This is a genomic window from Actinomyces sp. SKVG-SVH-4(1), assembly GCF_048514265.1.
GTDB classification, from domain to species: domain Bacteria; phylum Actinomycetota; class Actinomycetes; order Actinomycetales; family Actinomycetaceae; genus Actinomyces; species Actinomyces oris.
In genome coordinates, this window is record NZ_JBGEVE010000005.1 from 62,250 (window position 1) to 86,532 (window position 24,283).

The 24,283-nt window shown below is 70.2% G+C and carries 16 protein-coding genes; 5 read left to right on the forward strand and 11 right to left on the reverse strand.

Going from position 1 to position 24,283, the window contains the following annotated elements; all coding sequences use genetic code 11:
- Nucleotides 1-180: 180 nt before the first annotated feature.
- The 3 genes from AB7V09_RS06075 to AB7V09_RS06085 form a co-directional block, all read right to left on the reverse strand.
- On the reverse strand, nucleotides 181-1,239 hold the full coding sequence (locus tag AB7V09_RS06075) for a hypothetical protein (protein WP_419143230.1): 1,059 nt from the start codon (nucleotides 1,237-1,239) through the stop codon (nucleotides 181-183).
- A 102-nt stretch (nucleotides 1,240-1,341) separates the two neighbouring features.
- Entirely contained in the window at nucleotides 1,342-3,555 is a 2,214-nt protein-coding gene (locus AB7V09_RS06080) for a beta-galactosidase (RefSeq protein WP_419143231.1), read from the reverse strand.
- A gap of 71 nt (nucleotides 3,556-3,626) precedes the next feature.
- Nucleotides 3,627-6,059 (reverse strand): exo-alpha-sialidase, encoded by a 2,433-nt coding sequence (locus tag AB7V09_RS06085; protein ID WP_419143232.1) that lies wholly within the window; start codon nucleotides 6,057-6,059, stop codon nucleotides 3,627-3,629.
- A 148-nt stretch (nucleotides 6,060-6,207) separates the two neighbouring features.
- On the opposite strand from AB7V09_RS06085, the gene AB7V09_RS06090 reads away from it, so the two are divergent.
- Nucleotides 6,208-7,164, forward strand: coding sequence for a DUF4862 family protein (locus AB7V09_RS06090; protein WP_419143233.1), 957 nt, complete (start codon nucleotides 6,208-6,210; stop codon nucleotides 7,162-7,164).
- 125 nt (nucleotides 7,165-7,289) lie between these two features.
- Here AB7V09_RS06090 and AB7V09_RS06095 read toward each other — a convergent pair whose 3' ends face one another.
- Complete coding sequence (locus tag AB7V09_RS06095; protein ID WP_009407052.1) at nucleotides 7,290-11,243, reverse strand: DNA-directed RNA polymerase subunit beta'; 3,954 nt, start codon at nucleotides 11,241-11,243, stop codon at nucleotides 7,290-7,292.
- 180 nt (nucleotides 11,244-11,423) lie between these two features.
- Nucleotides 11,424-14,945, reverse strand: a complete 3,522-nt coding sequence (gene rpoB, locus AB7V09_RS06100) for a DNA-directed RNA polymerase subunit beta (protein WP_009407433.1) — start codon at nucleotides 14,943-14,945, stop codon at nucleotides 11,424-11,426.
- 745 nt (nucleotides 14,946-15,690) lie between these two features.
- On the opposite strand from rpoB, the gene AB7V09_RS06105 reads away from it, so the two are divergent.
- Nucleotides 15,691-16,812 (forward strand): hypothetical protein, encoded by a 1,122-nt coding sequence (locus tag AB7V09_RS06105; RefSeq protein WP_419143234.1) that lies wholly within the window; start codon nucleotides 15,691-15,693, stop codon nucleotides 16,810-16,812.
- A gap of 329 nt (nucleotides 16,813-17,141) precedes the next feature.
- Here AB7V09_RS06105 and rplL read toward each other — a convergent pair whose 3' ends face one another.
- The 5 genes from rplL to AB7V09_RS06130 all read right to left on the reverse strand — a co-directional run bounded on the left by rplL (nucleotide 17,142) and on the right by AB7V09_RS06130 (nucleotide 21,590).
- Nucleotides 17,142-17,531, reverse strand: a complete 390-nt coding sequence (gene rplL, locus AB7V09_RS06110) for a 50S ribosomal protein L7/L12 (protein WP_009747839.1) — start codon at nucleotides 17,529-17,531, stop codon at nucleotides 17,142-17,144.
- Nucleotides 17,532-17,594: 63 nt separating this feature from the next.
- Nucleotides 17,595-18,116 (reverse strand): 50S ribosomal protein L10, encoded by a 522-nt coding sequence (gene rplJ, locus AB7V09_RS06115; protein WP_009407225.1) that lies wholly within the window; start codon nucleotides 18,114-18,116, stop codon nucleotides 17,595-17,597.
- A gap of 346 nt (nucleotides 18,117-18,462) precedes the next feature.
- Nucleotides 18,463-18,945, reverse strand: a complete 483-nt coding sequence (locus AB7V09_RS06120; RefSeq protein ID WP_009407045.1) for a DUF6912 family protein — start codon at nucleotides 18,943-18,945, stop codon at nucleotides 18,463-18,465.
- Between the two features lie 84 nt (nucleotides 18,946-19,029).
- Complete coding sequence (locus AB7V09_RS06125) at nucleotides 19,030-20,913, reverse strand: AAA family ATPase (protein WP_419143235.1); 1,884 nt, start codon at nucleotides 20,911-20,913, stop codon at nucleotides 19,030-19,032.
- Nucleotides 20,910-21,590: a hypothetical protein gene (locus AB7V09_RS06130; protein ID WP_314156356.1), complete on the reverse strand. Its 681-nt coding sequence runs from the start codon at nucleotides 21,588-21,590 to the stop codon at nucleotides 20,910-20,912. Before AB7V09_RS06130 ends, AB7V09_RS06125 begins: the two co-directional genes overlap by 4 nt.
- A gap of 200 nt (nucleotides 21,591-21,790) precedes the next feature.
- Here AB7V09_RS06130 and AB7V09_RS06135 point away from each other — a divergent pair, with 200 nt between their 5' ends.
- The gene (locus tag AB7V09_RS06135; protein ID WP_003786975.1) at nucleotides 21,791-22,015 is read left to right on the forward strand and encodes a helix-turn-helix domain-containing protein; all 225 of its coding nucleotides are present in this window, start codon (nucleotides 21,791-21,793) and stop codon (nucleotides 22,013-22,015) included.
- 23 nt (nucleotides 22,016-22,038) lie between these two features.
- On the opposite strand, the gene AB7V09_RS06140 is transcribed toward AB7V09_RS06135, so the two are convergent.
- Entirely contained in the window at nucleotides 22,039-22,587 is a 549-nt protein-coding gene (locus AB7V09_RS06140; RefSeq protein ID WP_419143236.1) for a Fis family transcriptional regulator, read from the reverse strand.
- 180 nt (nucleotides 22,588-22,767) lie between these two features.
- Between AB7V09_RS06140 and AB7V09_RS06145 the strand changes: the two genes are divergently transcribed.
- On the forward strand, nucleotides 22,768-23,613 hold the full coding sequence (locus tag AB7V09_RS06145; protein ID WP_419143237.1) for a LysM peptidoglycan-binding domain-containing protein: 846 nt from the start codon (nucleotides 22,768-22,770) through the stop codon (nucleotides 23,611-23,613).
- 109 nt (nucleotides 23,614-23,722) lie between these two features.
- Nucleotides 23,723-24,238, forward strand: coding sequence for an Rv3235 family protein (locus tag AB7V09_RS06150; RefSeq protein WP_043538165.1), 516 nt, complete (start codon nucleotides 23,723-23,725; stop codon nucleotides 24,236-24,238).
- The last annotated feature ends 45 nt before the right edge of the window (nucleotides 24,239-24,283 follow it).

Sequence of the window (24,283 nt, forward strand, 5' to 3'; positions counted from 1 at the left end):
AAACTGCTGGTAGACACAGGGCTGCCTTCGATAGGGAATCAAACACGGCAGTTCTACCCCATGGAAACCGGCCGTGCACCAGTTTCGTCACCCAGTCTTGACATGCGATCCGCGCGGTCCGCGGATGAGCACGGGCAGAGCCGCCTTCGGTGCGCCCAACGTCCTACCGCAGCTGAGGCTCTAGCCCTCGCCGCCCGCCGAGTCGCCCTCGCCCTGCTGGCCGTCGCCGCCTTCCTGACCGCTTCCGTCCTGGGAGCCGTCCTGCTGGTCCCCGGACTGGTCGGTCCCCTGCGAGTCCGTGTCCGGCGAGGTGACACCCTGCTCAGCGGCCTTCTCCTTGACCGTGTTGAGGATGCTGATGAGGTCGTCGCGTCCGGGGAAGGAGACTCCGGACTGCAGCGCCTTGAGGGCCTGGTCGACATTGCCGACCTTGAGCTGGCCGGAGAAGCTCTCCGCCTCGGCCAGCGTATGCGTCTTAAGCACGCCCGCCCCGTAGTAGACGCCCGCTCCTGTGGCCACCAGGGGCAGGAACAGTGCCGCCAGGACCAGCAGGGCGGCAGGCCCCTTCGGCTTGGCTCTGGCCAGCGCCGAGCAGGACACGAGGAAGGCGAAGAAGGCCAGCACCGCGCCACCGCCGACGGCGCCGATCGCAGCCCAGTTGGGCGTCCAGCTCTGAGTCGAGAGGATCTCGAAGACGTGCAGCGTGCTCAGCAGCGTGTAGGTCCCCCAGCCCAGGGCCCCGCAGGCCACGAGCACCATGATCGTCCCCAACGGCAGGGCGGCCGTACGACGGCGCTCAGGCGGGCGCGGAAGCTCCACCGGGGGCTCCGGCTCGGGCTCGCCCCAGGTCTCACGCACTGGCACCTGGGAGACCATGGGCCGTGCGGGCTCGGGGGTGGCGTAGACCGGCTGGACCGGCTCAGCCGGGTAGACCGGCGGCGTCTCCATGGCCATCGTCTGCGGCGCCGCGGGCATGGGTTGGAGGACCTGGGTGTACTGGCTGCGCTGGTCCGGGGAGGCGGCCAGCTGCGGGGTCGACGTCGACGGCGGCAGGTACCCCCATCCCTCGTCCCCCGGCGGCATGGCGATGGCCTCCGTTGCCCCCGACTGCGCCTCCATCTGGGCCAGGTCGATCCGCTCGGTGGGCCGACCGCGGTCGATGTGCTCGGTGCGCTCGACAGCCGCGTCCGTCGCTGCGTCGTCGTCGAACTGCGGCCCACGGGAGAGAGGACGGGACACGATGAGGCTCCTTGCCAGAGGGGTAACGATGGGGTCTCTACGACCACGAGGCTACGCCACCGAGGCTACCGGCACGAGGTGCCTCGGCCCCGGAAGGAGGACTCACCGAGTGTTCTCGTGCACCACGAGCGCTGAGCGTGGGGGCACGATCACGTGGCCCGTGCAGGACTGGCCGCTCAGCAGGTCGGTGCCCACGACTCCGGCCACCTCGGCGGCCCGGTCGGAGTGGTTGAGCAGGAAGAGGACGTCCCCGCGCCGCTGGGCCTCGACGCCGTCGGGCAGGTCGGCGACCACCGGTCGCAGCCGGGCGTGCGCGCACACCAGTGTCAGCAGTGCGGCGCGGCTGAGGGCGTCGAGGTCGGCGGCCACGTACCAGCCCGCTCCTGCCCCGCTCATAGACCGCCGGGTGATGGCGGGCCGACCGGCCAGATCCACTCCCCCGCCGCGCCCGTCGAAGACCGCGACGACCTCCACCGGCTGCCGGCCCTGACCAGCCTGAGCATTCTCAGCCGCCTCCTCGGGCGCCTCGTCGGCACGGAGCTCCTCGGCCCAGCCGCCGGCGCGCAGATCGGGGGCGGGCGTTCCCATCCGGTCCAGGACCCGGCGCAGCGGCTCACTGACGGCCTCCAGTCCCGTCCAGGTCTCGGCGGCGGGAGTCCCGACGGCGCGGCTGAGGCGGTTGACGAGCGCGCCTCGGGGATCAGCCTGCCCGACTGGGCCGGTCAGGGCGGCATGATCGGTCACCCGCACCCCCAGCAGCGGCCGCAGGGATCCCAGGTAGCCGCCCAGGACGGCTCCCGCGTTGGCGTCGACGACCCCGGTGGGGCCGGCCACCACGACCTGGGCGCCTGCGGCGACCGCCCGCTCCAGGTGCTCAGCGAGCTCGGGGCGGTCGATGAACACGGCCGGGACCACGATGAGGCGGTAGCCCTCCAGGCTCCGGCCCACCGGGACGATGTCGGTGGCGATCCCGGCCTCCCACAGGCTGCGGTGCCAGGCGCGGGCCGTCTCGAAGCGCTCGCCGACCTCGACCGGGCCGATGGCGGTACTCAGGGCCCACTGGCTCTCCCAGTCCAGGACGAGGGCCGCCTCGGCCCGTACCGACTCCCCCAGGACCGGCCCGAGACGCCTGAGCGCCTGCCCGGTGGCCACGGTCTCCTCCCAGGTGCGGCTGTCTCGCCCGGCGTGGGGAACCATGCCGGAGTGGAAGGTTTCTGCCCCCTGGCGGGACTGGCGCCACTGGAACTGCAGGACGCCGTCGGCGCCGTGGGCCACGCGGGCCAGGGACCACAGGAGGAACTGGCCGGGGCGCTTGGGCGAGTTGCGTCTGCGCCACTGGATGGCGCTGGGCGCCTGCTCCATGAGGATCCAGGGGCGTCCTCCGGCCAGGCCCCGCATGAGGTCACCGGCCCAGGCGACCTCGTGGGCGGCGGCCGGGTCGGCGGGGTCGGGGTAGGAGTCGTCGGAGATGATGTCGAGGGACTCGGCCCAGCGCCAGTAGTCGGTCGCCGGGAAGTCGCCCATGAAGTTGGTGGTCACCGGTCGCGTCGAGCGCTGCCGCAGGATGCGGGCCTCGGCCTCCATGAGGCTGCGCAGCTGGTGGTCGCTGAAGCGCCTCCAGTCCAGCATCTGGGCGGGGTTGGGGAAGGTGGGCATGGCACCGGGCGGGGCGACCTGCTCCAGGCTCGTGTAGCGCTGGGACCAGAAGTCGGTGCCCCAGGCGGCGTTGAGGCGCTCGACGTCGCCGTAGCGGTCAGCCAGCCAGGCCCGGAAGGCCTGGGCGCAGGCGGGGCAGAAGCACTCGGCGGTGTGGCAGCCGTACTCGTTGCCGATGTGCCACATGACGACACCCGGGTGGTCGCCCAGGCGCTCGGCCAGCGCCGCGGCCAGGGCGGCGGAGCGCTCCCGGTAGACAGTGGAGCTGGGGCAGTACTGCTGGCGCGAGCCCATGCCCAGGCGCACGCCGTCAGCGTTCATCGGCAGGGACTCGGGGTGGTCGGTGGCCATCCAGGCGGGCGGGGAGGCGGTGGCGGTGGCCAGGTCGACGGCGATGCCCGCCTCGTGGAGACGGTCAACGATCTCCACCAGCCAGTCGAGCTCGTAGACGCCCTCGCGCGGCTCAAGGCGCGCCCAGGAGAAGATGCCGAGGGAGACCAGGTTGACGCCGGCCTCGGCCATGAGCTCGAGGTCCTCGGCGAAGGTGGCCTCGTCCCACTGCTCGGGGTTGTAGTCGCCGCCGTAGGCGGGGCTGGTCAGTCCCAGCAGCTCGTGCGGGGCGCGGCGGGGTGTGGAGGCTGAGGGCGAGGGACTCGTCATGGGGCGATTCTCCCCCACCTCTCCCCCGCCCCGTGCACGCCGGGCACCCGGGTCGGCGGGGCCGGTCGGGCTCAGCTGATGGTCGAGCGCGAGCTCGTCAGCCAGGCCAGCGGCACGGTGGTCAGGAACAGCCCCTGCCACTCGCGCTCCCACAGCAGGGCGATGTCACCGCTGGGCAGCTGGGCCATGCACTGGTAGACGTAGTGGCGCGGGTTGACGACTCGGTTGTGGCGCCAGGTGGCGCCGTCGTCGTCGCTCAGGCGCAGGACGCCGCAGCCGCGGAAGGGCAGCATCCGGGAGGCGTTGGCGAAGACGATCCCCCGGCCGACCGCACCCTTGACGCCATCGCCGTCCCCCACGGCCGCTGCGCCCTCCAGGCCGGTGATGGCGATGGCGTTGGGCTGGGAGAAGATCTCGGGGAGCTGCGCGTCGTAGTCGACCTCCCCCCAGGTGACGCCCCCGTCGTGGGAGACGGCGTGGGCGACTCTGCCCAAGGGGTGCTGGTTACGGGCCCACACGTGTACGGCGCCGTCGGTTCCTTCGACGAGGACGGACTCGTACAGGCTGGCCCGCTCGTCGGCCAGGTCCCGGGAGTGGACGACGGCGCCCAGCACCTCGCGTCCGTCATTGGGTGAGGCGCCCAGGGTCCAGGTGGTCCCGCCGTCGTCGGAGTAGATGGCGGCGCAGGACAGGTAGGCGGTGCCGCCGGCCTCGTGGCTGTAGTAGACGGGTGCGAGGATGCGTCCGGCGTGCTCCGGCGCGGTCAGCTGGATGGCGTTGCCGGGGCCGGTTCCCAGGAAGCACATCCAGTCGGCCTTGACCTGGGCGGTGATGTCGATCGGCTCGGACCAGGTGGCGCCGTCGTCGTCGGAGGTGAGCATGAGCAGGTGGGAGCCGCGGTGCTGGAAGAGGCAGTCCTCGGGAGCATGCTCGTGGGCGAGGTAGATGCTGCCGGCCGCCCGGCCGCCCCGGAGCACGTCGCCAGCTCGGGTCCCGGCGGCATCGTCGCCGCTGAGGATGATGCGGTAGTCGGTGGCCTCGCCGATCTCCGTGACGACGCTGCCGTCGGGCTCGACGGCGAAGAGCTCGCCGGCGCGGTTGTGCAGCACGCGGCGCCCCAGCTCATCGAAGCCGGTACCGACGGCTGCGTTGGGTTGGCCGATACCGCCGGGGAACTGGTCGACCAGGCAGATGACGCGCCCGGTGGAGCGGTCCTGGACCAGGACGGAGTCGATGAGGCTGGCCCCCAGTGCCCCGGTGCCCGGGAGGCTGAGCAGGGTGCGCATCTCCTCCCAGGTGGCGCCGCCGTCGAGACTGCGGCGCATGACGAGGTTGATGTCGTTGGGGGCGTCGTTGGGGATGGAGACGCGCTGGTCGGCGCCGGCCAGGATGACGCCGCTGTCCAGGGTGAGCAGGGAGGGGATCCGGTAGGACCGGGCCCCGTGGTAGCCGGTGTCGAACAAGGCGCGCGTGGACAGTGGGGCGGCCCCGGCCAGGCGCTTGACCTGAGCGTCGGTGAGGGCGGCGTCATAGATCATGGCGGTCTGCGCCTCGCCGAAGAGGCGCCTGCCGTCCAGGTCGGCGCCCACCACGACGCGCGTCACCGGCGCGATGTCGGCCAGGAAGGCGCCGCCGGGGGCGAGGGCCACCTGGTAGCCGTCGACGTGGATCTCCACCGCGCCGCGCCCCGAGGTGACCACGACGTCGTGCCAGGTCCCGTCGTCCCAGTGGCCCGGGGCTCGCGCCTCAATGAGGGGCTCGGTCTCCGGCGAGTCCTCACCGGGGAGCACCCGGTAGCTCAGACCTCCCGCGTCGATGTCGAGGTGCAAGGTGCCGCCCTGGCCGCTCGCGGCGATGATGGTGCCTCCCTGGCCACGGCCCCGGGTGCGCAGCAGCGCCCGGATGGAACCGGTGGCCAGGGCTCCGGTGCGGCGGGCGTCGCGGTCGGAGAGCTCACTGGCTGCGAACTGGACCAGTGGGGTGGCGGCCAGGGACTGGGCCATGACGGCGCGATCGCTGAGCGGCTCGTCCCAGGCGGCCAGGCGGGTGACCGCGGCGATCCCGTCGGGGTCGATACGCACCTCGGTCAGCCCGATCTGGGCGAGGAAGGCGGTCAGCGTCGTGGAGAAGCACTCGTAGCCGTCGGCGTAGAGGTGGGTGCCGGTCTCGTTGACGGTGACGGCGATCGTGTGGGGGCGGCCGTCGTCCAGGCCCAGGGCGTCCTCGGCGTCGAGGACCCGGCGCTGGATACCGCTCTCACTCCCGGCTCCGGAGGGCCCCTCCGGACGGCCGACCGCGCCGAGGACCTGCTCGCCGTCGAGACGGCCGGCGCGAAGCGACAGGGTGATCCGCCCGTTGGTGCCAGTGAGAGCGATGAGGGTGGCGTCGGCGCGGGCGGCGACGTCGAAAAGGATCGTGCCGCGCCCGCAGGCGGCCAGGGCGGCGACATCCTGCTCGCTGAGGCTCAGGGGGGAGGTCTCGGATGCGCTGAGGTCGAAGAGCATGGGGAGTTCCTTCGTGCCGGCAACGGCTGCCCGCCGGCGTTGAACGACCGGCGGTGCCGTGCGCGACGGTGCGCCACCGCACATCCAGTCATATGATGTCTGACGTATCGCGCACTGTAGCACGATCCCTGCACCTCAAGGAGACCCCATGTCCGCCACCTCAGAGAATCGGACTGGCACACCCGCCCAGCCCCGCACCGTGCCCTTCGTCGTCGGCGCCTACCCCATGCTTCCGCCCGACGACGAGGACCGCAGCGGTGCCGCCACCCTGTACGCCGCGCTGGCCGACCTCGGCTGGGTCGACGGCATCGAACTGCCCTTCCGGGAGGCCCTGGACGCCCCCGAGCCGTGGCTGGCCGAGCAGCTGGCCGGGCGCTTCGACCAGTGCGTCATCACGGCGATCCCGGGCACCATGGGGCGCGCCGGAGCCGACCCCGTCTTCGGACTGGCCTCCCCCGACGATGGCGGACGCGCTCAGGCACTGGCCTACACCCGCTCGCTGCTGGAGGCCGTCGACCGCCTGCACGAGGCTGCGGGCGAGCGGCTCGTCGCCCGGGTGGAGCTGCACTCGGCGCCGCACCACCAGGCCACCCCCGAGGCCTTCCACGCCTCCTTGAGCGAGCTGAGCGAGGACTTCGCCTCCCGCGGCCTGGGGATGATCGTGGAGCACTGCGATGCCGAGGGCGGCGTGGGCCCCTCGGAGAAGGCCTTCCTGACGCTGGCCCAGGAGATCGCCGCCTGCCGGGACACCGCGGCTCTCATCACCGTCAACTGGGGGCGCTCCGTCATCGAGACCCATGACCCGTCCACCCCGGAGAGCCACGTGCGCGAGCTCGTGGAGGCGGGCCTGCTGGGCGGAGTCATGATCTCGGGCGCCGGACCGGAGGAGACGCAGTGGGCCTGGGCGTGGGCCGACGCCCACCTGCCGCTGGCCGAGCACGAGCCGACCAGCTGGCTCACCCCGGAGAGGGTGGCCGCCACGATGCGGGCCGCCGACGGCGTCCAGGTCTACGAGGGCCTCAAGATCAACACCCCGGCGAGCGCATCACTGGAGGACAAGCTCACCTGGGTCGGCCGTGTCCGCGAGACCATGCGCAGTGCCTGAGCCCCATTCCTCCGAGCCCGGCTCCTCCAGGCCCGGTCTCTGACGGCGTTCGGCCCGCTCCCCTGCTGGGGAGCGGGCCGAACGCTATGCGAGCCTCAGGTTCCGTGGACCCGGTGAAGGCTCGATCAGAACTCGACGTCCTCGCTGCTGGAGAAGCCGGTGCGGAAGTCGTCGGAGAAGTCCGCACGCAGGTCCCCACCGAAGTGGAAGTCGTCCAGGGCGACGGACTCGCCGAAGACGCCGTCTCCCAGGTCCACGCGGGAGAAGACCTCCGCCTTGACCTCCTCGGTGGGCTCGACCTCGATGTCCGAGTAGCGGGCCAGGCCCGTACCGGCGGGGATGAGCTTACCGAGGATGACGTTCTCCTTGAGGCCCAGCAGCGGGTCGGACTTGCCGTTCATAGCGGCCTCGGTGAGCACGCGCGTGGTCTCCTGGAAGGAGGCGGCACTCAGCCAGGAGTCCGTGGCCAGCGAGGCCTTGGTGATTCCCATGAGCTCGGTACGGCCGGTGGCGGTCTTGCCGCCCTCGGCCATGACCCGACGGTTCTCGGCGCGGTAGTGCATGACGTCCACGAGGTCTCCCTGGAGGAGGCGGGTGTCCCCGGAGTCCAGCACGGTCACGCGGCGCAGCATCTGACGCACGATGACCTCGATGTGCTTGGAGTGGATGTCCACGCCCTGGGAGCGGTAGACCTCCTGGACCTCCTCGACGAGGTGGCGCTGGGTGGCGGCCACCGAGCGCAGGCGCAGGACCTTCTTGGGGTCGACCGGGCCCTCGGTGAGGGCCTGGCCGGGCTCGACGTGGTCCCCGTCGTTCACCAGCAGGCGCTGACGGCGCGAGACCGGGACGATGACGTCCTCCTCGCCGTCGTCGCGGGTGATGACCAGGCGCTTGCCGTCGGCGTCGTCCTCGATCTTGAGGGTGCCGGCGGCCTCGGCCACCGCGGCCTCACCCTTGGGGGTGCGGGCCTCGAAGAGCTCCTGCACACGGGGCAGACCCTGGGTGATGTCAGCGGCACCGGCCGCACCACCGGTGTGGAAGGTACGCATGGTCAGCTGCGTACCGGGCTCACCGATGGACTGGGCGGCGATGATGCCGACGGCCTCACCGATGTCGACGCGCTTACCGGTGGCCAGCGAGCGGCCGTAGCAGGCGGCGCAGGTGCCGACGTTGGAGTCGCAGGTGAGCACGGAGCGCACCGTGATCTCCTCGATGCCCGCGTCGATGGCGGCCCGGATCTCGGCGTCACCCAGGTCGGCGCCGGCCTCGATGATGAGGTTGCCCTCGGCGTCGATGGCGTCGCGCGCCAGGGTGGTGCCGAACACGGTGGTACCCAGGATCTCCGAGGGCTCCTTGATGCGCTCGTCACCGGCGTCGATCCAGGAGAAGATCCGCTTGGTCAGGCCCTTGCGGGTGCCGCAGTCCTCCTCACGGACGATGACGTCCTGGGAGACGTCGACCAGACGACGCGTGAGGTAGCCGGAGTCGGCGGTACGCAGCGCCGTGTCCGCCAGGCCCTTACGGGCGCCGTGGGTGGCGATGAAGTACTCCAGGACGCTCAGGCCCTCGCGGTAGTTCGACTTGATCGGACGCTCGATGAGGCGCTGCTTGGGGTCGGCCACCAGGCCGCGCATACCGGCGAGCTGGCGGATCTGGTCCCAGTTGCCTCGGGCCCCGGAGACCACCATCTGGTAGACGGTGTTGCGCTGCGGGAAGTTCTCGCGCATCGCCTCGGCGACCTCGGCGGTGGCCTTGGTCCAGATGTCGATGAGGGAGGCGTAGCGGTCGTCCTCGGTGAGGGCACCGAGCTCGAACTGCTCCTCGATCTCAGCGGCCTCGTTCTCGTAGCGAACAAGGATCTCCTGCTTGGCCTCCGGGGAGACGACGTCGGCGAAGGCGACGGTGATACCGGACCAGGTGGACCAGTAGAAGCCGTTGGCCTTGAGGGCGTCCAGGGAGGCGGCGACCTCAACGCGTGAGTAGTTCTCCGCCAGGGCGTTGACGATGTTGCCCAGCTGCTTCTTGTCAACGATGTAGTTGACGTAGGGGAAGGTCTCGGGCAGCGAGGTGTTGAACAGGGCCCGACCCAGCGAGGTGCGCAGGGTGATCGGGTCGCCCTCGCTCCAGCCCTCGGGCGGCTGCCAGCCCTCGGGAGCGGCGATGCCCTCCTCGAAGCGGATGTCGCAGGCGGCGTTGACGTGGAGCTTGCCGAAGTCGTAGGCCATGACCGCCTCCGCGAAGGAGGAGAAGGCCGGGACGATCTCGTTGCCCTCGGCGTCGCGCTCGACCTCGACCGCCGGGTCGGGGTCGGAGGTGAGGTAGTAGGTGCCGATGATCATGTCCTGACTGGGCATGGTCACGGGGCGCCCGTCGGAGGGCTTGAGGATGTTGTTCGAGGACAGCATGAGGATGCGGGCCTCGGCCTGCGCCTCGGCGCCCAGCGGGAGGTGGACGGCCATCTGGTCGCCGTCGAAGTCGGCGTTGAAGGCGCCGCACACGAGCGGGTGCAGCTGGATGGCCTTGCCCTCGATGAGCTGGGGCTCGAAGGCCTGGATGCCCAGGCGGTGCAGGGTGGGGGCGCGGTTGAGCAGCACGGGGTGCTCGCGGATGACCTCGGCCAGGACGTCCCAGACCTTGGGGTTGGCGCGCTCGACCATGCGCTTGGCGGCCTTGACGTTCTGGGCCTCCTTGAGCTCGACGAGCCGCTTCATGACGAAGGGCTTGAACAGCTCCAGGGCCATCTGGCTGGGCAGACCGCACTGGTGGAGCTTGAGCTGGGGGCCGACGACGATGACGCTACGGCCGGAGTAGTCCACGCGCTTGCCCAGGAGGTTCTGGCGGAAGCGGCCCTGCTTGCCCTTGAGCATGTCGGACAGGGACTTCAGCGGACGGTTGCCCACGCCGGTGACCGGACGGCCGCGGCGGCCGTTGTCGAACAGGGCGTCGACGGCGTCCTGAAGCATGCGCTTCTCGTTGTTGACGATGATCGTCGGGGCGCCCAGGTCCATGAGCCGCTTGAGGCGGTTGTTGCGGTTGATGACGCGGCGGTAGAGGTCGTTGAGGTCGGACGTGGCGAAGCGGCCACCGTCGAGCTGGACCATGGGGCGCAGGTCCGGCGGGATGACCGGAATGTTGTCCAGGACCATCGACTCCGGGGCGGTGCCGGTCATGCGGAAGGCGTTGACGACCTTGAGGCGCTTGATGGCGCGGGTCTTGCGCTGGCCGGTGCCGTTCTCGACGATCTCGGCCAGGGCGGAGGCCTCGGCCTCGAGGTCGAAGCTGCGCAGGCGGGCCTGGATGGCCTCGGCGCCCATGGAGCCCTTGAAGTAGATGCCGTAGTCGGCGACCATGTCGCGGTAGAGGACCTCGTCACCCTCCAGGTCACCGACCTTGAGGCTCACGAAGCGGTCCCACACCTTGTCCATGTGCTCCAGGGCGCGCTGGTTGCGGCGGCGCATGGCCGTGATCTCGCGCTCGGCGGTCTTGCGGAGCTTGTCGCGCTGGGAGGCCTCGGCGCCCTCGGACTCGAGCTGGGCGAGGTCCTCCTCGAGGCGCTGCTGGCGCGCCTCGACCTCGGCCTGGCCGGACTCCTCGAGGTGCTTCTTCTTGACCTCCAGCTCGTTGCGCAGCGAGGGCAGGTCGTCGTGGCGGCCCTCCTCATCCACCTCGGTGACCATGTAGGCCGCGAAGTAGATGACCTTCTCCAGGTCCTTGGGCGCGAGGTTGAGCAGGTAGCCCAGGCGCGAGGGCACGCCCTTGAAGTACCAGATGTGGGTGACCGGCGCGGCGAGCTTGATGTGGGCCATGCGCTCGCGACGCACCTTGGAGCGAGTGACCTCGACTCCGCAGCGCTCGCAGACGATCCCCTTGTAGCGCACGCGCTTGTACTTGCCGCAGGCGCACTCCCAGTCCCGGGTGGGGCCGAAGATCTTCTCGCAGAAGAGGCCGTCCTTCTCGGGCTTGAGGGTGCGGTAGTTGATGGTCTCGGGCTTCTTGACCTCGCCGTGGGACCACGAGCGAATGTCCTCCGCGGTGGCGAGGCCGAGCTGGATCCTGTCGAACACGTTGGCGTCGAGCACAGTTCCTACTTCCGATGGTGAAATCTCATCAGGTGGTGGTCTGGGGGCGTTCCGTCGTCGTTGTTCCATGACTCCGACGGCGCCTGCGAGCCTGGTGGGAGGGCGGGCGGCGGGTGGGCCACCCGCCCTCAACCGGGGCTCGATGAAGTTGTCACGAAGTCGTCACCAGGCGGTGGCCACTCAGATCTCGTCAACCGTGGAGGCCATGGCCCCGCCCGGACGCCGGCCCAGGTCGAAGCCGAGCTCATCGGCGGCGCGCGAGCCGTCGTCGTCGGTGTCGTCCAGGGCGATGGCAACGCCCTCGGCGTCCAGGGCCTCGACGTTCAGGCACAGCGACTGCATCTCCTTCATGAGCACCTTGAAGGACTCGGGGATGCCGGGCTCGGGGATGTCCTCGCCCTTGACGATGGCCTCGTAGACCTTGACACGGCCGTTGACGTCGTCGGACTTGACGGTGAGGAGCTCCTGGAGGGCGTGGGCGGCGCCGTACGCCTCCATGGCCCACACCTCCATCTCACCGAAGCGCTGACCACCGAACTGGGCCTTACCACCCAGCGGCTGCTGGGTGATCATGGAGTACGGACCCGTGGAGCGGGCGTGGATCTTGTCGTCCACGAGGTGGTGGAGCTTGAGGATGTACATGTAGCCCACCGAGATGGGGTACGGGAAGGGCTCACCGGAGCGGCCGTCGAACAGGCGGGCCTTGCCGTTGGACTCGACCAGCTGCAGGCCGTCGGAGGTCGGCAGCGTGGAGCCCAGCAGCCCCATGAGCTCGTTGTCCCGCACACCGTCGAAGACGGGCGTGGCCACGGGCGTGCGGGGCTCGGCCTTGATGCCGTTCTCGGGCAGGTTGGCGGTCCAGGCCTCGCCGGCCTCGCGGGCGGCGGTGGCGTCCCAGCCGCGGGATGCGACCCATCCCAGGTGCAGCTCGAGGACCTGTCCGACGTTCATACGGCTGGGCACGCCCAGCGGGTTGAGGATGACGTCGACCGGGGTGCCGTCGGCCAGGAAGGGCATGTCCTCCACGGGCAGGATCTTGGAGATGACGCCCTTGTTGCCGTGACGGCCGGAGAGCTTGTCACCGACGGTGATCTTGCGGCGCTGGGCGATGTAGACGCGCACCATGCGGTTGACGCCCGCGGGCAGCTCGGCGTCGTCGGAGGCGGCGTCGATCTCGCGCACGCCGGTGACGATGCCGTACTCGCCGTGGGGCACGCGCAGGGAGGTGTCGCGCACCTCGCGGGCCTTCTCGCCGAAGATGGCGCGCAGGAGGCGCTCCTCGCTGGTCAGCTCGGTCTCCCCCTTGGGGGTCACCTTGCCCACGAGGATGTCGCCGCTGCGGACCTCGGCACCGATGCGGATGATGCCGCGCTCGTCGAGGTTGGCCAGGGTCTCCTCGCTGACGTTGGGAATGTCGCGGGTGATCTCCTCGGCGCCCAGCTTGGTGTCGCGGGCGTCGACCTCGTGCTCCTCGATGTGGATCGAGGTGAGCATGTCCTCGGCGACCACACGCTGGGAGATGATGATGGCGTCCTCATAGTTGAGGCCCTCCCAGGTCATGAAGGCGACCAGGAGGTTCTGGCCCAGGGCCAGGTCGCCCTCGTTGGTGGCGGGGCCGTCGGCCAGGACCGTGCCGACCTCGACTCGCTCACCCTCGGTGGCCACGACCCGCTGGTTGTAGCAGTTGCCCTGGTTGGAGCGGCGGAACTTGGCGACCTTGTAGACGTTCTCGGTGCCGTCGTCGTTGGCCACGCGCACGAAGTCCGCGCAGACCTCGGTGACGACACCGGCCTTGTCGGCCACGAGGACGTCACCGGCGTCGACGGCGGTGCGCCGCTCCATGCCCGTGCCCACCAGCGGGGCGTCGGGGCGGATGAGCGGCACGGCCTGGCGCTGCATGTTGGCGCCCATGAGGGCGCGGTTGGCGTCGTCGTGCTCGAGGAAGGGGATGAGGGAGGTACCCACCGACACCATCTGGCGCGGGGAGACGTCCATGAGGTCCACCTGCGAGGAGGGCACGAGGGCCGGCTCACCGCCGGTGACGCGGCACAGGACGTGGTCCTCGGCGAAGTGGCCGTCCTCGGTGAGGGCGACGTTGGCCTGGGCGATGACGTGGCGGTCCTCGTCGTCGGCCGTCAGGTAGTGGGTCTCGTCGGTGACCCGGCCGTCAACGACGACACGGTAGGGGGTCTCGACGAAGCCGAAGGGGTTGATGCGCCCGAAGGTTGCCAGCGAGCCGATGAGGCCGATGTTGGGGCCCTCGGGGGACTCGATGGGGCACATGCGCCCGTAGTGCGAGGTGTGGACGTCGCGGACCTCCATGGAGGCGCGCTCACGGGACAGACCGCCGGGGCCCAGGGCACTCAGGCGGCGCTTGTGGGTCAGGCCCGCCAGCGGGTTGTTCTGGTCCATGAACTGGCTGAGCTGGGAGGTGCCGAAGAACTCCTTGATCGCGGCCGTCACGGGCCGGATGTTGATGAGGGTGTTCGGCGTGATGGCCTCGACGTCCTGGGTGGTCATGCGCTCGCGCACCTGACGCTCCATACGGCTCATACCGGTGCGCACCTGCGCCTGGATGAGCTCGCCCACCGCACGGATGCGGCGGTTGCCCAGGTGGTCGATGTCGTCGTACTCGACGGCGATCTCGGTGATCTCGCCGTCACGCACGCCCTCGACGGTCTCGGCGCCGGAGTGCAGGGCCAGCAGGTAGCGCAGGGCCGCGACGATGTCCTCGATGCGCAGGGTGGACTCGGTCAGGTCCGAGGCCAGGCCCAGCTTCTTGTTGATCTTGTAGCGGCCGACCTTGGCCAGGTCGTAGCGCTTGGGGTTGAAGTAGAAGTTCTCCAGCAGGGTGCGTCCGGCCTCGACGCTCGGCGGCTCACCGGGGCGGATCTTCTTGTAGATGTCCAGGAGCGCCTCGTCCTGGGTGGTGATCTTGCGGTCCTCGTCCAGGGCTGAGGTCAGGGCCGGGTAGTCGGCGAACTCCTTGCGGATCTCCGACTCGTCCATGCCCAGGGCCAGCAGGAAGACGGTGACGTCCTGCTTGCGCTTGCGGTCGATGCGCACCGCGACGCGGTCGGACTTGTCAATCTCGAACTCGAGCCAGGCACCGCGCGAAGGGATGAACTTGACGTTGTAGACGTACTTGTCCGTGGCCTTCTCGGTGGTGCGCTCGAAGTACACGCCCGGCGAGCGCACGAGCTGGGAGACGACGACGCGCTCAGAGCCGTTGACGATGAAGGTGCCCTTGTCGGTCATGAGCGGGAAGTCGCCCATGAAGACCGTCTGAGACTTGATCTCACCGGTGGAGAAGTTCTCGAAGTCCGCCACCACGTAGAGAGGGGCGGAGTAGGTGAGGTCCTTCTCCTGGCACTCCTCGGCCGTGTACTTCGGCTCCTCGAAGCGGTGGTCGTGGAAGGACAGGGCCATGGTCTCGCCGAAGTCCTCGATCGGGGAGATCTCGTCGAAGATCTCCTCCAGACCGGAGGTCTCGGGCAGGGAGCCCGGGTGTGCCTTGTTGGCGGCGGTCATCCGCTCGCGCCACCTCTCGTTACCGACGAGCCAGTCGAAGCTCTCGGTCTGGAGGGCGAGCAGATTCGGAGCCTGCATGGGCTCGGCGATCTTGGCAAAGTTGATACGACGCGACGCGGTACGAGCGGCGATGTCAGCAGCAGTGGGTGCGGAGGTGCGCGAGGCAGCCAAAGGGGGATCCTTCCCTCAGATCGGGGATCACACAACGCGCACTGCGAGCACCGGGTTGAGTAGAATCTCCGTTGCCGGGCTCACGCCCGCCAGGGTTCCGACGGGCCGAAGCCCGTGCGGAGGGCAGATACTCCTCGCACCAATACACACAATGCACGCAAAGCGCTAGCGTACACGGCCGACGTCAAGGACTCCACGCCGATCCGCCCTGGTTCCTTGCGATTCCCACCACAGTCGCGCATACTGCCCCACCCGTGTCCACCGCGTGACCTGAGTCCCTCAGTGGGCGCCTCTCGCTGAGCGGCTGCCGGCCGGCTCGCGCCCGGCACGCCCAGCCGCCCACTCCCCCGGCTCTGACAGCCCTGGACGTCCCCGACCCCCGCAGCCTCTGCGCCCGCCCGAGCCCTTCCGGCCGACGGCGTCGGGAACGTACTTTCCGATCGGCGACTGCGTTCTCCCCCAGACCACTGGGGACGGACCTCAGTGACCTGGAGGACATCGCAGTCCTCGGCGCACATGTACGTCCCCGATCCCCCACCGCCCCTCCAACCCGTCCACCTGCTGGCCGTCCCAACCCGACGACGTCGCGACGAGCACGTCGCTCCCGCCTCTCGTCCGGGAAGCGGGCTTTCAGTGGTCACTGCGGGATCCACAGCGAAGCACTCCTGCCTTCAGACTCCGGCGAGTCCACACCCACGGGGCTCTGCACTCGCCATGCCCCGAAACTCTTGAGAAGACTCGCTGCATGAGCCCCGTCGCTACCACTGCCAGCCGCCCCACTCCCATCTGCCCGATCCCGGCGCACCTTCGGCCGACCATCATCTACTCAGGCGGCCGCAAGCGCTTCCACGCGTCGCGCAATCCTGATCTGCTGCGACTCATGCCGGGCGCCTACCTGCACGCAGTCCCGGGCAGGCGACGCTGGGAGCAGCGGTTCATGGTGTCCTTAGCGCGTGCGATTGCCGCGCAACAACTCCTCCCCTCCGCCACCTGTCTGTCTCACACATCGGCAGCCCTGATTCATGGCCTGGCGATGTGGACAGGTGAGCCGGACGTCTACCTCGCCGTCTCCGGTAACCCACGTCTGACCACAACGACACTGCCCGCCTTCCGGTACCCGTCGTCGGGAGTACCCGCTCCTATCGATCCCGTGCACCCCGAGGCCACCCCGATCCGAATGCACCGTCGCCAGCTTCAGCTGCGCGACGAGGAGATCGAGACGGTTGGAGGGGTTCCCGTCACGTCCGTGCTGCGCACCGCCTTCGACTGCGCCTGCGACGAGCCCCCGTTCAACGCGCTCTCCATCGCCGATGCGGCTCTGAACCGGCACTGCCGACCCGATCCGTGGCACCGAGATTCCTGCGCCACGCGGCTGCGCTCGGCTCACGCCTGCTGGGAGGAGCTCGTGGCACGTCATCGGGGGCGGCGAGGGATAGCGCAGGCGCGTGCGGTACTGGCCGCCGCCACCCCTTGGGCGGTCTCGCCCGGGGAGAGTGTGCTGCGGTGGATGACGCTCGTGGTGGGGCTGCCTCGGGCCATTGCCCAGTTCCCGGTTCCGGGGCTGTGCAAGGACCGCTTCCTGGACCTGGGCTGGCCCGATCACCATGTCGTCGCGGAGTTCGACGGCCGAACCAAGTACCACACCGAGGAGGACGTCTTCCTCGAGAAGCTCCGCCAGGACGCGCTCGAGTCGCTGGGGTGGAGGTTCTTCCGGGCGACGTGGTCCTCGCTCAGCGACATGCGCACCCAGGCGGACCGGTTGCTGTCGATGTTCCCCCTGGAGGTGGTCTCCCACCTCTCGCCGGTGGCCGGGCTTCAAGGTGGCGGACTGTGGGGCGAGCGTCCACCCGGAGTGCTGGTGCCATGAGGTCGCGGTTCCCGACGCCGCACCCTGACTCATCGAACGCGCCCACCGGCGTCGGGAACGTACTTTCCGATCGGCGACTGCGTTCTCCCCCAGACCACTGGGGACGGACCTCAGTGACCTAGAGGACATCGCAGTCCTCGGCGCACATGTACGTCCCCGATCCCCCACCGCCCCGAGCCCGACGACGTCGAAGCACACAGGGGCCGGACAGCACCAGGCCCCCGGAACACGACCGGGTCCCGCCCACCTCATGGTGGACGGGACCCGGTGAAGATGGGCTTCCCCGGCCCTCTGCGACCCTCAGGCCGCCTCAGGCAGCGGGGAGAGACTCACTTGAGGGTGACGGTGGCGCCGGCGCCCTCGAGCTGCTCCTTGGCCTTCTCGGCGGCCTCCTTGTTGGCGCCCTCGAGGACGGGCTTAGGAGCGCCGTCGACGAGCTCCTTGGCCTCCTTCAGGCCGAGGGAGGTCAGGGCGCGCACCTCCTTGATGACCTGGATCTTCTTGTCGCCGGCGGCCTCGAGAATGACGTCGAACTCGTCCTTCTCCTCGGCGGCGGCGTCGCCACCGGCAGCGCCGGGGGCGGCGGCAACGGCCACGGCGGCCGGAGCGGCGGCGGTAACGTCGAAGGTCTCCTCGAAGGCCTTGACGAACTCGGACAGCTCGATGAGGGTGAGCTCCTTGAACTGCTCGATGAGCTCTTCGGTGGTCAGCTTCGCCATGATGGGCGTTCCTTCCTTATCAGGTTCCTGCGCGCGCAGGGTTGGTGGATGACGCGTGCGGCCTCAGGCCGCGGTCTCCTGCTTCTCGCGCAGGGCGTCGACGGTGCGCACGGCCTTGGAGGCCGGTGCGGCGAAGAGGTACGCAGCCTTGGACAGGGACGCCTTGATGGCGCCCGCGGTCTTGGCGAGCAGCACCTCGCGGGACTCGAGAGAGGCAAGCTTGTCAACGCCGTCGGCGGACAGCACGGCGCCGTCCATGACACCGCCCTTGATGACGAGCTGCTGGTTGTCCTTGGCGAAGTCACGCAGAGCCTTGGCGGCCTCGACCGGCTCACCGGTGACGAACGTCAGGGCGGAGGGGCCCGTAAGGTCGTCGGCGAAGTCCTCGAGCCCGACCTGGCGGGCGGCGATCGCAGCAAGCGTGTTCTTCACCACGGTGTACTCGGCGTTACCGGCGAGGGAACGACGCAGCTCCTTGAGCTGGGCGACGCTCAGTCCCCGGTACTCAGTCAGCAGGACCGCGTCAGCCTGGCGGAACTTGTCCGCCAGTGCAGCAACGGCTGCTTCCTTGTCAGGCCGTGCCATGGGCCCTCCTTCCGTGGTATGCCGCAGGGGTCCATTCACTGGAAAAGCCCCGCGCCGGTGGGCACGGGGCTTGAATTCGGGCATGCCCGAAGAAGTCTCGTTCTCACCTGCGCCGGCCCCACCTGATGTGGACTTGGTCCCGCCGGAGCGGGCGACCTGCGGTCTTTGGCAGAGAGCACCTTACCCAGCAGCGACCTCCGCGGCGCAAGGCAGGCGGCCGTGGAACTGGTCACGTCACCGCGAATGCTGGACGAAAGCATCCCCCGGTCGGCCTGGGTTCGGGGGCAGCGGGCAGTCCGACGTCGGACGCGGGCGCGCCCCGCACTGACCTGCGCTGCCGGCCCAGTCAGACGCCGAGACTCTCGGCCAGCGCCTCTCGCTCCGTGACGTCGTACCAGAGCAGGTCGGCGTCGGCAGCGCGCTCGAAGGCGTCCTCGTCACCGAGTCTGGCGGCTCGTACATCGTCCTGCGCCTCGGGCTCGTCCACGAGCAGGGCGGCGACGTCCTCCCAGGAGATCTCACCGGTGACCTCGATCGTGCCGGGCAGGACATCGCCCTCCACGGGAAGCTCACGCACGTTCTCGGCGTCGACGTCGGCCGCGATGACGATGCGCCGGTCGGCCAGGCCCACGGCCTCGGGCTCGGCCAGCAGGACGACGGAGGCGTCGGCGGCGCACAGCGAGGCGGAGACCTCCAGCCCCTCCTCATCCTCCTCGGGCAGGGCCTGGGCGAGGGCCGGGGTGGCGGCGTGAGCCGTGAGCGGCTGGTGTGAGGACCCCAGGACGCTTGCGCGCAGGTGGGCGGCGGTGGCGGGGAGGTAGATGCGCATGTGCCCAGTCTGCCCTACCTCCGCACTCACCCCCTTCCACGAAGCAGCCGGGCGGCCCGCCCGGCACCGCACGCGCTCCGGTTCTCAGTAGCGGTGTCGACCAGTTCCCGGCGGCGCCGACCCCGGGGGCGTTCCCGTACTCGACTCTGTCCCGGGTTGGTGCGGCGAGCCGAGGACCGGCCTCTGCGGCTGGTTCACTGGCTGGCTCGCCGGCTGGATCGATGGTGGCAGGCACGGGGGCGACTGCGGCGGCGCCTGGATGAGTCCGCTGGGCGCCTGGGGAGCCGGCGGTCGTTCACCGACCGCCTGTCCCCCGTCCCCGTCTCGGCGGCGGCGCCTCGCACCCGCGCTGCGCACGTTCGAGCGGCTCCTGCTTCTGACGGTTGCGGCCTGGGCTGCGGAGCTCCTGCGGTCCCGGCGCCCACCGCGCCGCTTGGAGCGCCACAGCCGGGAACGACGCGGGGAGGCGGCCCTGCGTACCGCTGCGACCTGCGGGTCGATCCGGTCGACCAGTGCACTGAGGGCCTTGCCCAGTGCACTGGCGGGCGCCTGCTCCAGAACAGTGCACCCCTGAAGCAGGCAGGCGTCGGCCGTTGCCGCATCATCGGGCAGGAGCACAATGTCCTCCAGCCCACCGAAACGCGCCAGGGCCTCTCGCAGAGCCTGCTGGGGAGAAGGTCCTGCGGCCGAGGCCCGCACCCGGTTGATGACGACCTCGACCCGGCCTGCGGGGTTCATGGAGGCCCCCATCTCATCGAGGAGCTGGAGCAGCCGGCGCACCCCGACGGGGTCGGCCCCGCCGACGACCAGGATGACGTCGGCGTGCGACACCAGGTCGGCCGTCACAGCCCCGCGCCCGGGCTCAAGGGTGAAGTCGTCGACGTCGTCATCGGCGGGCCCGCCGGCGACGTCGACGACGGTCCAGGCCGCGGCCCGGCGGCACTGCGCCCACACCTCGGTCATCGAGGCCGGTGGCAGCTCCCGCCAGCGCCCGGACCTGCCCAGGCCGCCCAGCAGGAAGAGCCCATCGCCCACCGGAGCCAGGATTCGTCGAAAGCTCTCCGCGTCAAGGCGGCCATGGGTGGCCAGACGGGCGGCCCCGGCCAGGGCCGAGGAGTCCTCCGGCATGCCGAGGAGCTGGACGAGGCTGGGAGCCTCGACGTCGGCGTCCACGAGGATCGCGCCGCCGCAGGCGGCCAGGCCGTGAGCGACGGAGACAGCGACCGTCGAGCGCCCGGGAGCACCATGAGGCCCCCACACCAGGACAACCCTCCCTCCACGCTCGTCACCCGCCGGGCTCGCCGCGACCGGCAGCACAGGCTCCGGCGTATCCGCGGCGGCCGGCTCCCGGCCGCACCTCCGGTTCTGCCCCGCGTCTTCCTCGGCTCCGGCGTCGTTGGAGAGCCGGTGCAGCTGCGACGGCGCCGTCCCGCCCTCAGGGGAGCCGGGCGACTGGCGCCACAGCTCTTCGAGCCAGGCGGTCTCCTGGGCGGCAGTGTTCGATTCCGTGTGCGGTTCCGTGTTCGGTTCCGTCGAAGCGGGGGTGGCGGCGCTCAGCCAGTCGGCGCCGTCAGCTGCCGGCCCGCTCCCGGTGGGGGCCACGCCGGAGACCCCACCACGACGCACGAGGTCCTGCAGCGCCGCGCAGATCCGGCCGGGCTCCGTGTCGCGCCGGAGAATCGGCCACCCCGCACTACGCCAGCGCTCCTCCTCGTGGGCCTCCACCAGGAGCATTCCGCTCAGGCCCGCGCGCGCGAGCCGGTCCAGGACGGTGCGGTCGATCTCGTCGAAACCGGTGTCCAGCAGGGCGAAGCCCGCCAGTCCGGCCATCCCCGCTGAGAGCAGCTCTGGCAGGTCGGCGCATCGGCGCACGACGCACAGCCCGCTTCCCGCCTGGCTCAGCGCCCGCAGAATCTCGGCGTCGTCGCCGCTGAGAGCCAGGAGGACTCCGGCACCCGGGGCGCTCACGAGGCCTTCTCCGCCGGCGCTTCCTGGCCGGTGGGAACCAGGACGAGCGCCCCCTCCTGACCGACGGCGCTGAGAACGTCGGCGAGGGAGGCCTCGGGAACCTTGACCTCCACCCCGGTGCCGGGTCCGGAGATCAGCCCCTTGCTGGTCTCACCGACTGAGGCGATGACCAGCCCTGTGGCCACGCGGCGGGCTCCAGTCCCCCCGGCCTGCCCCGACTGGTCACCTTGGCCTCCTTGTCCGCCCTGTCCGCTCTGCCCGGTCTGCCCGGCGGCAGGCGCCTGGACTGCGGGCCGGCCCGCCACGCCCTCCTTGGGCACGATCCACAGATCGACGTAGTCGCCGACCTTGGTCGAGGCCGGCAGGTTGGAGGCGACAGTGAGGACCACCGGCCGCAGCTCCTGCTCCCGGCCGCTGTTGACGGCCGCCGCAGCCAGCAGCTCTCCCTTGCGCATGGAGCGCGTGGACACGGCGCCGTCCGGCAGGTGCCCGGCCTCGACGTAGGCATCGGTGCCGGGATGGGCCTCGACCACCGTAAGAATGCCGTCGGCAGTCAGGTCCGTCCCGGGAGCGACGTCCTGGGAGAGGACGTAGACGCGAGTGGTATCAGCGGCCGCGTCGACCGCCCAGGCCCCCAGGGCCACGGCCCCGGCCACCAGCACCACTCCCCCGGCCATACGCGGATCCTTCCAGGCAGGCCGGCGCCAACGACCGCGGGGACGCTCAGGACCGGTCAGGGTTCGACTGCGGCGAGATGACATCACGGGAATCCTCCTTGATCTCCTGCAATCATCGTTGGGATAAAATAGTACCTCAAGGTTATCCACAAGTGTCTTTAAGAATTGTGGAGCGGATCCAGCAGTGGGATCATCGTGGTATGAGCACACGATTCCTGACCATCGCCGACGTCGCCGAGCAGCTTCAGCTCTCCGCCCAGGCCGTGCGCGCTCTCATCCGCACCGGCGACCTTCCCGCCATTCAGGTCGGCGCCCGCAAGCTCTGGCGCATCGAGGACCAGGCCCTGGAGGACTACATCCAGCGCCAGCTCGCCTCCACCAGGGCCATGGTCGCCGCGGGCTGGAACGAGGACGGGGCGCCCTGAACCTCTCTGCCCGCTAGCCGACGTCAGCGACTGCGCAGCACCTCGATCGCAGCGGTCATGACGCTGACAACCCCTGCGCCGCCCACCCCGGGAGCGCGACGCGAGCGGATGCCGCCCTCAGGGTCGACGGCGACATCGACATGGTCCGCTCCCACCCGGACCAGCCGCCCCACCACTTCTCCAGAGCCCAGCACCAGGCGCACCCGCGCTCCGCGTCGGGCGATCTCACGCATCAGGGCCGTCAGCGTGGGCCGACGGCGGCCGTCCCGGGGCGCCGAACCGGCCAGTGACGCTACTGTGGCCACCGCGCTCACCGGGACGACGGCCTGCAGCCCCTCCCCCTCATCGACGAGGACGTAGGAGGGCTCCACCCGGCAGGCCACACCATCGACGGGGACACCGCCGCGAGTCCGCAGGTGGATGAGTCGGCCCACCGAGCCTCGCAGACGGTCGACGAGCTCGATGGAGGCGTGCTCAGCCTCCGCGAGCTCGACGCTCTGAGCCACCAGGTCCGCACGGCGCTCAGCATCGAAGCTGCTCTCCAGGTCGGCAATCATCGCGTCCCAGTCCATAGGCCCACCTCACCACAGTACGCACGCCGAGGAAAGCACTCCGAGGCGGCTCAGGCCGTGCGCCTTCAGCACCACTCCCGCCCCGTTACCACGAATCAGCGCACAGCAAGTCATATCGTCACTATTGACATCATCACACCATAGGAGTACACCTAACATCATCAAACGACACCATCGGCGATGGAGGGTGACATGGGAGCTCGTCAACGACTGACGCTCCTGGCCACAGCGTCAGGGGCCGTCCTGATAGTTCTGGGACGCACGGCCCACGGCGCCGCGGAGCAGCTCGTGCAGGTCCCGCCACAGGCCTGGGGACTGAGCGACCTGTCGAACGCCGTGGTGGCCGGCACCTGCACATGCGGGGCCCTGGGGGCCCTGTGGCACGCGGTCTCGGCCCTCCTGGCACTCATGACGTGCCCCGGGGCGAACGACCCCGACAAGCGCTGTCGCGGCGGCGCCTATGCGCTGGCAGCCAGAGCCCTCGAGGCCTGGGGAGCGCCAGCGGTGAGACGCATCGTCGCCTCCGCGCTGCTCGTCTCCCTGTCCTCGGCGCCGGCGCTGGCCAGCGAGGAGGCCAGTGGCGGGGATGACCTGGGATGGCGCCCCACCAGCTCGGTGCCCGCCTCACCTCCGTCGCAGTCCTCGACGCCGTCGACGCCGGCCGATCAGTCCCCGTCGAGCGCTTCGACCGGTTCGAGCGACTCGGAGGGCGCAAGCCAGTCAGCAGACTCGACACCGCCGGGCAGCCAGGCGGCGCAGCCCCCTACCGGCCCCGACGCCCCACCCTCCTCGAGCCCCACTCATACCGTCGCGCCCGGCGAGAGCCTGTGGTCCATCACTGCTCATCTCCTGCCCACCGGCTCCGCCCCCGCACAGATCGCACAGGACTGGCCGGCCCTGTACCGCGCCAACTCCGAGGCCATCGGCGCCGACCCCTCGTTGATCCGGCCCGGCACGGTCCTGAGCGTCCCGGACTCCTTGTCCGCACCGAGCACACCGACAGGAGGTCAGGCGCCATCACGATGAACCGCAACGCACCAGCGCCGGCGGCCCCCACCGCAGGCCCCGAACACCTTCCCCATTCCACTTCGCACTCCGTGCCCACGGGGCACCCTCCCACTCCCAGGAGCCCACCATGACCGCGACCACCACTGCCCAAGCCACCCGCCCCGCACGCCGCACGACCGACGCTCAACGTCGTAGCCGCCCCACACCGAGCCACCCGACGCCGACTCGTGCGGTTCCGCACAAACCCTCCAAGCCCGTGAACGACGCAGGCTCCGTCACGCGGGGTGCGCCCCTGACGCAGTGGCCCGCCGCCGGCACTGACGCCTCGCGCACCGCCGCCATCGTGGTGACGGCCGCCAGCGAGGTCCTGGCCGGGCTGCGCCCGGTGGACCACCTGGTCCGTTGGACCAGCCCCTCCCTGTTCGAGGCCCTCGCCCGTCGGGCGGGGCTGGCCGCCCGGATCCTGGGAGGCCAGTCCAGCCCACGACGTCCGCGCATCCGTAGCGTGCGCACCGAGCTGACCATGTCGGGAGCCTGCGAGGCCACTGTCCTGCTGGAGGAGGGCAACCGGGTCCGAGCCGCGGCAGCACGCCTGGAGCTGCTGCGCGAACGCTGGATCCTCACCGGCCTGGAGATGGCGTGATCCCGCCGAACCCCGGTTGGTTGCCGGGTTCCGACGGGATCATCG

What these genes read in the sequence shown, in the direction of transcription:
- AB7V09_RS06080 (WP_419143231.1), bottom strand. Translation starts at nt 3,555, where the DNA reads ATGACGAGTCCCTCGCCCTCAGCCTCCACACCCCGCCGCGCCCCGCAC.
- AB7V09_RS06085 (WP_419143232.1), bottom strand. Translation starts at nt 6,059, where the DNA reads ATGCTCTTCGACCTCAGCGCATCCGAGACCTCCCCCCTGAGCCTCAGC.
- AB7V09_RS06090 (WP_419143233.1), top strand. Translation starts at nt 6,208, where the DNA reads ATGTCCGCCACCTCAGAGAATCGGACTGGCACACCCGCCCAGCCCCGC.
- AB7V09_RS06105 (WP_419143234.1), top strand. Translation starts at nt 15,691, where the DNA reads ATGAGCCCCGTCGCTACCACTGCCAGCCGCCCCACTCCCATCTGCCCG.
- rplL (WP_009747839.1), bottom strand. Translation starts at nt 17,531, where the DNA reads ATGGCGAAGCTGACCACCGAAGAGCTCATCGAGCAGTTCAAGGAGCTC.
- rplJ (WP_009407225.1), bottom strand. Translation starts at nt 18,116, where the DNA reads ATGGCACGGCCTGACAAGGAAGCAGCCGTTGCTGCACTGGCGGACAAG.
- AB7V09_RS06120 (WP_009407045.1), bottom strand. Translation starts at nt 18,945, where the DNA reads ATGCGCATCTACCTCCCCGCCACCGCCGCCCACCTGCGCGCAAGCGTC.
- AB7V09_RS06130 (WP_314156356.1), bottom strand. Translation starts at nt 21,590, where the DNA reads ATGGCCGGGGGAGTGGTGCTGGTGGCCGGGGCCGTGGCCCTGGGGGCC.
- AB7V09_RS06135 (WP_003786975.1), top strand. Translation starts at nt 21,791, where the DNA reads ATGAGCACACGATTCCTGACCATCGCCGACGTCGCCGAGCAGCTTCAG.
- AB7V09_RS06140 (WP_419143236.1), bottom strand. Translation starts at nt 22,587, where the DNA reads ATGGACTGGGACGCGATGATTGCCGACCTGGAGAGCAGCTTCGATGCT.
- AB7V09_RS06145 (WP_419143237.1), top strand. Translation starts at nt 22,768, where the DNA reads ATGGAGGGTGACATGGGAGCTCGTCAACGACTGACGCTCCTGGCCACA.
- AB7V09_RS06150 (WP_043538165.1), top strand. Translation starts at nt 23,723, where the DNA reads ATGACCGCGACCACCACTGCCCAAGCCACCCGCCCCGCACGCCGCACG.